General features: G+C 36.7%; 10 protein-coding genes and 1 riboswitch. All 10 genes read right to left on the bottom strand.

All coding sequences use genetic code 11. From position 1 onward, the window contains the following. Positions 1-395: 395 nt before the first annotated feature. Positions 396-2,069, bottom strand: coding sequence for a dihydroxy-acid dehydratase (gene ilvD, locus U9M49_RS04365; protein WP_307313873.1), 1,674 nt, complete (start codon positions 2,067-2,069; stop codon positions 396-398). Positions 2,070-2,201: 132 nt separating this feature from the next. Further along, a complete protein-coding gene (locus U9M49_RS04370) occupies positions 2,202-2,876 on the bottom strand; it encodes a FadR/GntR family transcriptional regulator (RefSeq protein WP_322909355.1) in 675 nt (224 codons plus the stop codon). Between the two features lie 126 nt (positions 2,877-3,002). Then, positions 3,003-3,902 (bottom strand): sulfurtransferase, encoded by a 900-nt coding sequence (locus tag U9M49_RS04375; RefSeq protein ID WP_095373270.1) that lies wholly within the window; start codon positions 3,900-3,902, stop codon positions 3,003-3,005. Between the two features lie 401 nt (positions 3,903-4,303). Next, positions 4,304-5,428, bottom strand: a complete 1,125-nt coding sequence (locus U9M49_RS04380; protein WP_307313865.1) for an NADH:flavin oxidoreductase — start codon at positions 5,426-5,428, stop codon at positions 4,304-4,306. Positions 5,429-5,566: 138 nt separating this feature from the next. After that, positions 5,567-5,941: a hypothetical protein gene (locus U9M49_RS04385; RefSeq protein WP_095373268.1), complete on the bottom strand. Its 375-nt coding sequence runs from the start codon at positions 5,939-5,941 to the stop codon at positions 5,567-5,569. A gap of 32 nt (positions 5,942-5,973) precedes the next feature. Next, positions 5,974-6,321 (bottom strand): DUF2294 domain-containing protein, encoded by a 348-nt coding sequence (locus U9M49_RS04390; protein ID WP_095373267.1) that lies wholly within the window; start codon positions 6,319-6,321, stop codon positions 5,974-5,976. Positions 6,322-7,246: 925 nt separating this feature from the next. After that, on the bottom strand, positions 7,247-8,293 hold the full coding sequence (locus tag U9M49_RS04395; protein WP_322909356.1) for an enoyl-CoA hydratase/isomerase family protein: 1,047 nt from the start codon (positions 8,291-8,293) through the stop codon (positions 7,247-7,249). A gap of 21 nt (positions 8,294-8,314) precedes the next feature. Continuing rightward, on the bottom strand, positions 8,315-9,772 hold the full coding sequence (locus U9M49_RS04400; protein WP_322909357.1) for a CoA-acylating methylmalonate-semialdehyde dehydrogenase: 1,458 nt from the start codon (positions 9,770-9,772) through the stop codon (positions 8,315-8,317). Continuing rightward, complete coding sequence (locus U9M49_RS04405) at positions 9,769-10,680, bottom strand: NAD(P)-dependent oxidoreductase (RefSeq protein ID WP_233435253.1); 912 nt, start codon at positions 10,678-10,680, stop codon at positions 9,769-9,771. The genes U9M49_RS04400 and U9M49_RS04405 overlap by 4 nt, the downstream gene beginning before the upstream one ends. A 14-nt stretch (positions 10,681-10,694) precedes the next feature. Next, the gene (locus tag U9M49_RS04410) at positions 10,695-12,362 is read right to left on the bottom strand and encodes an acyl-CoA dehydrogenase family protein (protein WP_322909358.1); all 1,668 of its coding nucleotides are present in this window, start codon (positions 12,360-12,362) and stop codon (positions 10,695-10,697) included. A 200-nt stretch (positions 12,363-12,562) separates the two neighbouring features. Continuing rightward, positions 12,563-12,748, bottom strand: a riboswitch (cobalamin riboswitch). Positions 12,749-12,752 lie beyond the last annotated feature (4 nt).

Genomic DNA, 12,752 nt, shown 5'->3' on the forward strand with positions numbered 1-12,752 from the left:
GTTTTTCAAAATTAAGGGGGAATTTATAATTATGTAGTAGAGAAAAATATGTATATTACTACAAAGTAGACGAAATTATTGCAGGTATAAGCGTGCTAAGAAATTATTTAAAAACTACCTGGAATGCTAGATTCCACGTAGTTAATAGATTTTACGATTTCATTCTACTGTTTCGCGTAACAATCAAAAATAACTTTGTAACGTCTCATCTCCAATCTCAGAGATGTGTGAAAGTTTTATCATGTTTTATGACCCGTACTTTTAATATTTTTAAAATCTCTGGGCTTGCCAATTACATTGTTCGTCTATTACAAAGTTAATTATAGTAATAGCCTTAAAAAATAATAAGTAAGAAACCTCATTATCTAAAATGAAGTTTCTTTACTTAACTATAATTAAATGCTCATTACGCCACCTTTTGATGCATTTGTTACTAGTTTGGAGTACCTTCCCAACCAGCCATTTTTAATCTTTGGTTCAAATGGTTGTAATGATTTTTTTCGGTTAGCTAATTCTTCATCAGATAATTTTACGTTCATCGTTCTGTTAGGTAAGTCGATCACAATGATATCTCCATTTTCAATAAGTGCGATTGGGCCACCCTCAGCAGCTTCTGGAGAAATATGACCAATGGAAATTCCGCGTGATGCTCCGGAAAAACGACCGTCTGTTAGCAAAGCAACTGAACTACCTAATCCTCGACCCATAATGGCTGAAGTTGGTGCTAACATTTCCGGCATTCCTGGACCACCTTTAGGTCCCTCATACCTGATGACAACAACATGACCTTCTCTTACAGCTCCATTATCGATTGCTTGTTGTGCTTCTTCTTGTGACTCAAAAACAATTGCTTCTCCTTCAAACTCTTGAATCGTTGGGTCCACTGCGCCGACTTTGATGACAGCACCTTCAGGGGCGATATTTCCATATAAGATGGAAAGGCCACCAACTGGGCTATAGGGATTATCTTTAGGACGAATGACTTGTTCATTAGTAATGTCATGTCCACTTACTAACTCACCCATTGTTTTACCTGTAATCGTTATTCTCTCTGGATGAATGGCATTTGGAATTTTCGTTAATTCATTAATGATTGCACTAATGCCCCCAGCTTTATTAATATCATCCATTGAATAATCTGACGCTGGCATAATTTTTGCTAAATATGGTACACGGGCAGCGATTTTATTAATATCTTCAAGATTATAATCAATACCAGCTTCATTTGCGATTGCCAAAGTGTGAAGCACTGTATTAGTCGAACCACCCATCGCCATATCTAAAGCAAAGGCATCATCAATGGCTTCTTTCGTAATGATGTCACGTGGTTTCACATCTTCTTCAATCATGCGAACTAAATGTTTAGCAGCTTCATAGATTAACTCTTTCCGTTTTGCACTTGTTGCGACAATCGATCCGTTACCAGGAAGAGCGACACCTAGCATTTCCATTAAGCAGTTCATTGAATTAGCTGTAAACATCCCTGAACAAGACCCACATGTTGGACACGCATTATTTTCAATATCATTGAACTCTTCTTCTGTCATTTTTCCTGACTTAAAAGCCCCTACTCCTTCGAAAACAGATGTTAATGAAAGTTGTTTTCCGCTCGCACTTGTTCCTGCTTCCATCGGTCCACCTGAAACAAAAACGGAAGGGACATTTGTACGCGCCGCTGCCATTAACATACCAGGAGTGATCTTGTCACAGTTTGGAATATAAAAAACGCCATCAAACCAGTGGGCATTAATAACGGTTTCCGCACTATCAGCAATTAACTCTCTGCTAGGTAAGGAATAACGCATACCAATATGCCCCATGGCTATTCCATCATCAACACCGATTGTATTAAATTCAAAGGGAATGCCACCTGCTTCAATGATTGCTTCTTTAACCACATCTGCAAATTCTCGTAAATGAACATGTCCAGGAATAATGTCAATATATGAATTACATACACCAATAAATGGTTTCTCTAAATCTTTTGCTTTAACTTTTCCTGTCGCATATAAAAGACTACGGTGAGGAGCTCTATCTACTCCAAGTTTAATCGTATCGCTTCTTCTCATTTACAACCACACCTTCAATTTTCATTATTTTGATTATTTGTATAATGTATTGTAAAACGTAAGTTGTCTGCTGTCAATAACGTTGTTAGACAAAAAGAGCATCTTATACAAAAAGATGCTCTTTTTTGCTTTTTATTCAATTCCTAATTCACTCATTGCATGTAATATATGAATTTTCATCGCACTTCTTGCTCCTTCAGGGTTACGATTCATCATAAAATCCATAATCATTTGATGATCATTCAATGTATCTTTAATTGCAACCTCTTTTTCGACTGATAAAATCACACCTTTATCGATGGCTTGATAAATGACAGGCATGAGCTTTTCCATAAATTCATTATGCGTCGCTTTAACGATTGATTGATGAAATTTCTGCTCTTCAGCCGTTCGATCTTGCTTTTTTTTAATCTTCTCTTCAATTTGTAATCCATAATCGATAATTCTTTTCATTTCTTGGTCACTTGCACGAATGGTCGCATAGTATGCAGCTTCTGGTTCAAATATTAAGCGCATTTCATACAAATCTTTCGCATTAATTTTTGCATCTGTAAGCAATCCGAAATGTTGCATATGGTCAATATCCAAAGCTTCTTTTATAAAAGTCCCTCTACCTCTTTTGATTTCGACAATGCCATTTGTAACGAGGATTCTAATCGCTTCTCTTAAAGTTGTTCGACTAATATTCAATTCTTCCGATAATTCATTTTCGTTAGGTAGCTTATCTCCAGGTTGAAAACGTTTCTCAATGACAATCATAGAGATAATGTCATCAGCAATGGAATCGGATAATCTTTTTTGAGTCATATATTTGTCCACACCTTATTTAGTATTAATATAGAATATAGTGTAAACGATCATTTATGTAAATGCTTATTTTTCGCAAAAAGAAAAACCACGAATGCGAGAACATTCGTGGAAAGAATTTATTCATTATTGGTTGGTTGTTACTAGTGGCGCGTTTTCGTCTTGCACCCATTCTGTCATGGAACCATCGTATACAGCAACATCTTTACGGCCTAGTGTATATAGAATGAAAGCATTCCATGTAGCAGCAATCCCACCGCCACAATAAGTGATGACTTTTTTAGATTGATCAAATACACCGGTCGGCTCAAAAATTTCACGTAATTTTTCTTCATCTTTAATGAGAAGTGATTCATCATCTGATAAGTCGGCAAAGAAGACATTTTTACTATTAGGGATATGACCGGGACGGCCGTAAGTGTTTTTCTTACCACTAAAGACATCTGGTGATAAACAATTCATAATAATCATGTTGGGATCATCAATCGCTTTTTTGACATCTTCTTTTGTAGCTAATAATTCCCGTCTTCTTCTACCATTAAAAGTTGCTTTTGGATAATATTCAATTCCAGACTTAATTTCTCTACCTTCTTCTTTCCATTTTCTAAACCCGCCGTTTAAGATTGAGACATTATCAAACCCTTCGAAGCGAAGTTGCCACCAAACACGTGATGCCCAATCAGACGCGGCATTTGGGGAGCCGACTTCAGCGATTTTGTCATAAATAATTACATGCGTACCATCACCGACACCCAATTTTTCAATCCCTTCTACGAACCTTTCTCGGGATGGCAATGTAAATGCTTTTGGATCATCTGGGTTTGCTAATTCGTTTACTACATCTGCATGCACAGCACCTGGAATATGCTCTTCTTTATAAGCGTCTCGTCCGTTCGTTACAGAGTAAAGTCCATCACCATCTGGTAACTTTAAGAAAGTCGTCGCGTCTAGTATGCGGATATTTTCATCATTTAAATGTTCCTCTAACCATTGGGTTGAAACAATTGGTGGAATAGTTTTGGTCATACTTTTCTCTCCTCTTTCGATTTTTGATTAATATAACATTATACCCATCTGTTTACAAGGAATTAGGTTTGCAATGTTCATTTTTATGAAACAAACCATTATATTTTCATATTCCCTATTTACAAAGGTTAGAAACATTGATAAAAGCTTTATCATAGAAATCATTATTTATGAAAGCTTTCGAGCAAAAAACAATCTCCCGAAACCTGTTCATTGAATGGAGAGAATGAAATGAAGTAAAGACATTCGACATTCATACCAATAATTATAAGAAAATATCTTTTCGATTCGTCTCTACATTACAACTCAATCTTGCTACATAAGGCCCTCCTTTATGGAGGAAAGAAACAACGGGAAAAAAACCGATTCTTATTTTAATCGGTTTTTAAAATAATTTCCTATTAATAGAGGGTGCTTTCTGCTTCTTTTGTATAAATCTTCACCTGATCAAGTGCCCCATCTTTTAACTTGGTTACCCATTCTGGATCTGCAAGTAGGGCACGACCGATTGCCACGTAATCATATTCACCAGCATTTATTTTTTCATCGACAATTTTAAGATTTTTTTCAATGGTGATTTGTGCATTATCTTCACTACTCAAATATGCGCGATTAATGCCAATGGATCCAACTGCAATTGTTGGTTTTTGTGTGATTTTCTTTGTCCAAGCAGCTAAGTTATATGTAGGGTGTTCATCTACAAATTCTGGTTCCCATATGCGTCTTGTTGAACAATGAAAAATATCGACACCCGCTTCAACTAAAGGTAATAATATGGTCTCAAGCTCCTTACTATTATTCGCTAACTTGGCTTTGTAATCTGTACCCTTCCATTGAGAATAGCGGAAAACAATTGGAAAATCGGGCCCAACACTTTGTCTGCATGCCTTAACGACCTCTGCTGCAAATGTAGAGCGTTCCTGTAGGTCTCCACCATACTGATCTGTCCGTTTATTAGTCAGTTCCCAGAAAAATTGATCAATGAGATAACCGTGAGCTCCGTGTAATTCGATGCCATCAAACCCAACCTCTTTGGCAGATTTAGCAGCCTTTGCATACGCATCAACTAGGTCATGTATATCTTCTTCTGTAAGTACCTTGATTTGATCAATTTTCTTTCCTTTTAACGTGATGCCTGAAGGACTGACAGGCGGTGAATCGATGTTAGGTAGACTCCCGGCTTTTCTTGCTGCACCAACATGCCATAATTGTGGAATAATCTTCCCGCCGGCTTCATGTACTTGAGCTACTACATTTGCCCAACCTTTTAATGCATCCTCGCCATAAAAAAGGGGAATTGTTTCACCAGCAACTGCTGATGGATGATCAATCGCTGTGCCTTCAGTAATAATAAGGCCTACACCATTTTCTGCTCTCCTGCGATAATATTGAGCTACCTTTTCATCTGGTACACCATTTGGTGAGAATCCTCTTGTCATTGGTGCCATTACTACCCTGCTTTTTAATTGCCCATTTCCAAATGACACCTTTTCCAATAAACTATGCCCTGCAATTTTTTCTACCATCTTTATCACTCCTTGCTTTCATTTTACAAAGAATGATAACAAATACAAGTAAAATGCTTTCAATTAACAGAATATTTTATTCATTTGTCACTACATAAAAAAACATTTCAAAAAAAGGATTGAAATGTTTTCTCTTTATTAGGAATCAGCTCTTTTAATTTCTTCAGGTTTAAAGCCATAAATGACAGAAACACCTAAATACAACGAAAAGAAATCCAAGAACCAATTATTATTCCTTTCCTTTGTGTGAAGACAACGAAAGATCTCTTGGAACTGCATGCTTTCATTTGCCTTCACCACGGGGGTGATTCCGAAATATTTAATTACCGTATCTAAATTTAAATGTTTTGCAACCTTCAAAACATCCTCTAATAGTGAATAATAGATTGCGATTTCCTTTTCCTGAAATAGTTTAATCATTTGCGTATTTAAGTTAGCTAATAATAACTGTCCTTCTTCTTCCTTCACAACAGGAACTTGATTTAACATTTCTTTTATATCGATTTTAATCACCTATTTTTCCAATTTTATTCACGAGTTGAGAGTTATACTTGCAAAGGTTTATCAAAAACATAAATCGTCATCGCAATATCTTTTTCTAAATCAATATCAGTAAAAATATTGATTAATTGAGCACCAACGAGTACTTCAAGTTTTTCAACCTTTTCTGTATCGCTATATAATTGTTTGATAAGGGTTGTTCGAGCTTCATGGACTACTTGGTAGCCTTTCGTTGATTCAATCATGAACTTCTCGACATTTGTTAAGTTCCCTTTCATTTCCGTAATCGCCCAACAGCCTGTAAATTTTGTAGTCATTTCTCTTGGTCCATTGCCTACATGTTTTTTTCGAATTTCTCTTATAATCATATTGAATTGATGTTCGATATTCATTAAAAGCGTCCTCCAATAATAAAGTCACAGTTTTTCCAAGTTAAGTGTATAGTGAAAATGTAATCTTATGGTCCTCCATGTGACCATTTGTTAAACCTATTACTCTATGCATACAATAAGCCCGCCATAAAATAGCTTGTTTTCACAAACTATTTTATGGCGGGCTAATAGCAAAGCAGCAGACGCTACTCGTTATCCATCTCACCATTCACCTATTATTATATAGTAATAGGCAATCTCTTTACCTATTAGCCATATATTACTTATATAAGTATAATTTCTTTCTCAAAAAATATCAATATTAAAGAAAAATTGCTTTCTCTTCTATTTGATATAGTAATAAACTCATACCCTTGCTGTTTCATTTGCGTCCAAGGTTTTATCATTGATAACGAGCCATTAAGAATCAACTCCATATATTCCTTTATCATTTCGAGTGCTTTTAGGATTTGCACCTCTTCGGTAGTAAATCATCAAGGAGCTCAAACATTGTTATTATTTAATTTGAGCAGCTGCTTTTTATTTTCACCACATTCTACAAGTATTCAACTACTTTCATTTATATTTACAAAAAGGAAATTTATCCTTTGTTAACCAATAGTACCTAAGATCTATTTTACATCTAAAAAACAAATGAGAATACATCCTTTACTAAAGTATGTATTCCATCGATAAAGAGAGAGGTTTGTGGATTTTTCTTCAAAATTTCTTTAAAACATACTTACTTCTCCAGAAGAAAAATTGAATTCTATTATGAAAATTTTAAAATGCGTAAACAAAAAGAAACTACCTTGTGTAAAACATAACTAATACGTAAATAAAAAAACCTTGCTTGCGTGGAGCTTATAGCTACAATCGGCATACAAGGTTTTTTAATTCAATGAAGTTTACTTTTTAATTGTTTTTATGTGCGTTCAGAGTTAGATTACTTTTTTTGAAAGAATCCTTCAACATGTTGAGATGTAAAATCGGATAATTGTGCAAAGTCATATTGGGGATTGCGGTCTTTGTCAATGACCACTGACCGTACACCTTCATAAAAGTCACTATGGTTTAAAAAATTTCTAGCAAGTATTAAGTCTGTTTCTAAGCAAGTTGTGAGAGATTGTTCTTCACCGTCAATCAGTTGCTTAAGTGTGACTTTAAGTGATGAAGGTGATTTAGATAATAAGATATCACTTGTCGTTGTAGCGAAATCACTAGGATGTTCACGAAGAGAGTGTAGAATCTCTTCTAATGTTTGAAAAGAAAAGTGCAAATCAATTTCTTCTTGTAATTGTGATAACTTACTTTCTCCGCTTTCGTTGTTGGCGTACTGATTGAGGAAATCATTCAAGTTATAATCGAGATTTACATCTAACCAATTCATATTCTCTAGATTTTCTAAGAGGGAGTTAAATTGTTCACTCTTGATGAAATAATCAGCTCCTCCTATGTAGAGAACATCAGATGCATGTATCGTCTCTGCCGTCAACGCTAAATAACGGCCAATATAGCCTAGAGCTTTGTTAAGGAAATAGGCAGCACCTACATCAGGGAAGAAGCCAATATTCATCTCAGGCATGGCCCACTTCGTCCGTTCAGTTACGATACGATAGTTTGCCCCATAAGTCAGCCCAACTCCCCCTCCCATTACAATACCATCAAGATAAGCGATAATGGGCTTTGGATAGTCATAAATTAATTGATCTAATTCATACTCCTCTTTGAAAAATTGCATTGCCAGACTTTTATTTTTTTCATTCAAGCGGGCATCGTATAAAGCTTTTATATCTCCACCTGCACACAAGCCTTTTTCTCCTGCTCCTTTGATCAGAATAATCTGTATGTGATTATTGTTTTTCCATCGCAGTAACTTTTCTTTAAGTGGTTGAACCATTGCTAAAGAAAGTGAGTTTAGCGCTTTCGGTCGGTTGAGTGTAATCACACCTAACCCTTTATCATTTACTGTGAAGAGTACTTCATCTGTCATACAATCTCTCCTTTCGTTTTTTTAAAACCAACGTTCAGTTACAACTTTCTTTCTTGTATAAAATTGAACACCATCTTTTCCGTTAGTTCCTAAATCTCCATAAAATGATGATTTGTTACCAGCAAAAGAGAAAAAGGCCATAGGAGCAGGTACATTCACATTTACACCAATCATGCCTGCATCAATCTTCTCCCTGAAAATTTGTGCTTCTTTACCACTGGATGTATAAATAACAGCTCCGTTGGCAAATTTTGATTGGTTCGTTAAAGCGATGCCATCTTCAAATGTTTTTACTCTAACGACACTTAAGACCGGTGCAAAAATCTCATCTTGCCAAATTTTCATATCGGATGTTACATTGTCAAATATTGTTGCACCTACATAATAACCATCTTCTGTCGTCTCTGTATCCCTGCCATCTACGATTAAATGGGCCCCTTCAGATACCCCTGAGGCGATATATTGTAACACACGGGATTTATGAGTGTCACGAATGAGTGGTCCAACAAAATGCTCTTCAAAGCGACCATCCCCGACAGTAAGTTTTTTCGTTTCTGCTACGAGTAGGTTCATAAACTCATCTGCTATATCTTCTACAACGGCTACCACAGAACAAGCCATACATCGTTCCCCACTACTTCCAAACGCTGCGCCAATAACACCTTGAACCGTTTTTTCTAGATGACAACTAGATGTTATAACTGCGTGATTTTTCGCACCAGCTAATGCTTGGACTCTCTTTCCGTGAGCGGTGCCTGTTTGATAAACATGTTTGGCTACCGGCTCTGACCCAACAAAAGAAATTGCACGAATTTCTGGATGATCTAATAAGCGATTAACCACGTCTTTTCCCCCATGTACAAGGTTTAATACACCCTTAGGAAAACCTGCATCATAGAATAACTCGACGAGTCTACCAGCCAAGATCGGCGTTCTTTCTGAAGCTTTCAGTATAAATGTATTCCCACAAGCGATTGCCAGAGGAAACATCCATAAAGGAACCATCATTGGAAAGTTAAAAGGGGAAATCCCAGCAACAACACCAAGCGGATAGCGCCAAATTGAGCCATCTATCCCTTCGGCAATACTAGGAAGAGCATCTCCCATCATTAAATTAGGAGTGGAGGTTGCGAGTTCAACGACTTCAATTCCTCTTTGTACCTCACCACGCGCATCTTTTAATGTTTTTCCATTTTCCTCTGTAATAATTTGAGCGAGGTTTTCTTTTTCCTCTTTTAACAAATGAAGATATTGGTAAAGCAGACGCGTTCTATTTGGGACGGGTACTTCAGCCCACTTAGGATAGACCGCAGCAGCAGCTTTGACAGCTAAATCAACATCTCCTTTACCAGAAAGGGGGACGTAAGCAATAATTGTCCCATTCGCCGGATTCGGTACGGCTTCCACTTCCTTACTACTTGAATCAACCCATTCACCATTAATATGGTTTTTCATTGTTGGAATTTCTGTTTTAATCATTCCTTCATCCCCGTTTCTTTGGCATTTTTTGTTTGATCATTTTTCACTTTTTCATAAAGAACAGCCATATCTTGGCTTCCATAACCCTCGTTTTCAGCATGTTTGTATATATTTAATAGTAATTCACTAACTGGCAATTGCAATTCGTGTTCCTTGGCTAAATCAAGCGCAAAACCAAGATCTTTATTTAATAACTGCAAAGTAAAACCGGGACGATAATCTTCGTTTGCGATAAAACTTTTATAGTTTCTTTCATATATCCGACTTTGGCCGTAGCTCACATTCAACATCTCAAATAATTGCGCTAAATTAATGTTGCTTTTTTCTGCCAGATTTAAGGCTTCGCTTACACCAGCAGTATAAAAACCGATAAGTAAGTTATTGATTAATTTGACTGCAGTTCCGCTTTCAATATGTTCGTTCACATGAAAAATATTCTCTCCAAGAATATTTAACAATGGTTGGGATTGCTCGAAAGCTTGTTTAGGACCACCGACCATAATGGTTAAAGTACGATTTTCAGCACCGATTACACCCCCACTGACAGGAGCAGCAAGAAAATGAATCCTCTTCTTTTTTGCTTCTTCTGCTAATTTTTGATTCAAGCTAGGAGCAACAGTACTTGTATCAATCAGGACAATGCCTTCCCGTCCTTTTGTAATCAATCCTTCCTCACCTAAATAGATTTCTTCCACCGCTTTCATTGAAGGTAAGCTTGTGAAAATAAAATTTACTTGCTTTATGATATTATTGATAGATAATCCAATCACACCTCCTGACCTTAGCAATGCCGCTTCAGCATCTTTGTTAAGGTCGACACCGTACACTTCATTGCCTTCTGATAATAAGCTTTGCGCCATCGGTAAACCCATATTCCCTAAACCAATAAAACCGATTTTCTCACCCATCATTTTAGCTCCCTTCATTTCAGTAATTTTGGTTGATCAATAAGTATTTGTGCTAATTGCCTTTTTTTCAATAACAGATTGCTGTAGAGTGGGATTTGGTAATTTTCAATGTTTGCGAAAGCAACGAATCGTTCTTTTTCATCAAGTATCGCTGCTGAAATCAGGCTAATCGTTTGTTGTTTCAAATATTGAAAGCATTGTTCGCATATAATATCAGTCGCTAAATCTTTCCACTTTTGAATTTGTTTTCGATGTTGCAGTTTTGACGTCCGCATATAAGTCGCTTCCATTGTATATAATTCTGTGATGATATTAGCTAAAAGACGTGCATACTGCTGTTCTCTATTAATATCAATCTTTGCATTTGAAACCGCTTCCAAAGACAGCGATAACAGTTCTTTTCCTAACTCAATAAATTGGCTGTTTCTATCTCGGTGTAATGGTGTCGGGGTATTGATTGTGATACCTTTAGATGAGTGTTTGTGAAGTAAGTTTTTTGCTATGGTTAAGCGATTGATTTCGTTTGTTCCTTCAAAGATACGACTGATTCGAGCATCCCTATATAGTCGCTCAACATCGTAATCTCTCATATAACCGTATCCACCGTGAATTTGAACGGCCTCATCTGTTACATGCCCAAGCATTTCAGAGCATCGTACTTTGTTTATGGCACATTCCATTGCGAATGCTTTTAAAGAGGTGATTCCTTCATCCGTTGGAGCTTGATCAATCATATCTGCTGTGCGATAAGCGGCACTTTCACTTGCATAAATAGATGTCACCATTTCAGCTAATTTTTCTTGTATCAACGTAAATTCAACCAGCGCTCTATCAAATTGTTGTCTCTCTTTCGCATAGCTAAGAGAAAAGTTGAAGGCTTGTTTAGCTGTGCCAATATTCGAGAAAGCTAGCTTCAATCTAGCTAGATTTAATATATTCATGGCAACTTGATGACCGTTTCCTTTTTCTCCTAGTATATTAGCGGATGGCACAACGACATCTTCCAATATAAGAGTAGCTGTTGATGATCCATGAATACCCATCTTTTCTTCTTCTGCACCAATAGATACGCCTGCTGTGTTTTTTTCAACAATAAAAGCAGTCATCCTGTCATTTGTTTGGCAAAACACAACAAACACATTTGCTATGTGAGCATTGGTAATCCATTGTTTTTCCCCATTTATTATCCAACTATCACTCTTGCTGTTGTAAATAGCTCTTGTTTTAGGTGAAAGTGCGTCTGATCCAGCTCCTGCTTCCGTTAAGGCATAAGCACCAATCCAATCCCCAGAGATGAGTTGTGGTAAATACTTTTGTTTTTGTGCTTCTGAACCAAAATAAACATACGGTAATGTGCCAACACCTACATGAATATTATAGGAAACACTAAAAGCCCCACCGTATCCTATCTTTTCAGCAATAAGCCCGGATAATTTTTTACCAAGTGCAAACCCGCCATAATCTTCAGGTACATCAATAGCAAGTAGACCAAGTTCCCCTGATTTTTTAAACAGATTCTTAGCCACTTCATAGTTCTTATTTTCTAATGAATCCATTTGGGGCAACACATCATTCTTAATAAATAATTCTGCCGTTTGTGCAATGAGTTGTTCCTCTTCAAGAAAATCTTCAGGAGAAAAAATATCTCCCTTTTCTTCTAGCGTTTTTTTTAGCTTCGCCATCGTGCACTCCCTTTACATCTTTCTATCTCCTTTGATTGAGCGCTTGCTCAAATCAGTAGTAAGAAGCAAACCTCCTTCAAACAAAAAACAACTCCTATTAAAAGAAGTTGTTAAGTAACGAGTGGACAAACAAATAAACATGTGTAGTGTTATATACATGTTCTTCTATCCGCACTTAACACCCCCTATCCGCGTAGGTAATGATGTTGGCTAAAACAGGCAGGTCTCCTGGCTTATGGTCGTGGCGGATTTGCTCCTTCCCCATTCAATAATGAATAAGTGGTTATGTACAATCCGCTCGCAAATACAGTTGCGGGACAGCACCGGAGTCTAACCGGTTTCCCTTTTAAGCTTGATGAACAAGCACCTGTTTATTTAGCTTATTTAGTT

Origin of the sequence: Cytobacillus sp. OWB-43, assembly GCF_034651445.1 — a bacterium.
Taxonomy (GTDB): domain Bacteria; phylum Bacillota; class Bacilli; order Bacillales; family Cytobacillaceae; genus Cytobacillus; species Cytobacillus kochii.

Bases quoted from the DNA above. Each gene is read 5' to 3' on its own strand.
- ilvD (WP_307313873.1), bottom strand. From the start codon at position 2,069: ATGAGAAGAAGCGATACGATTAAACTTGGAGTAGATAGAGCTCCTCAC.
- U9M49_RS04370 (WP_322909355.1), bottom strand. From the start codon at position 2,876: ATGACTCAAAAAAGATTATCCGATTCCATTGCTGATGACATTATCTCT.
- U9M49_RS04375 (WP_095373270.1), bottom strand. From the start codon at position 3,902: ATGACCAAAACTATTCCACCAATTGTTTCAACCCAATGGTTAGAGGAA.
- U9M49_RS04380 (WP_307313865.1), bottom strand. From the start codon at position 5,428: ATGGTAGAAAAAATTGCAGGGCATAGTTTATTGGAAAAGGTGTCATTT.
- U9M49_RS04390 (WP_095373267.1), bottom strand. From the start codon at position 6,321: ATGAATATCGAACATCAATTCAATATGATTATAAGAGAAATTCGAAAA.
- U9M49_RS04395 (WP_322909356.1), bottom strand. From the start codon at position 8,293: ATGACAGATGAAGTACTCTTCACAGTAAATGATAAAGGGTTAGGTGTG.
- U9M49_RS04400 (WP_322909357.1), bottom strand. From the start codon at position 9,772: ATGATTAAAACAGAAATTCCAACAATGAAAAACCATATTAATGGTGAA.
- U9M49_RS04405 (WP_233435253.1), bottom strand. From the start codon at position 10,680: ATGGGTGAGAAAATCGGTTTTATTGGTTTAGGGAATATGGGTTTACCG.
- U9M49_RS04410 (WP_322909358.1), bottom strand. From the start codon at position 12,362: ATGGCGAAGCTAAAAAAAACGCTAGAAGAAAAGGGAGATATTTTTTCT.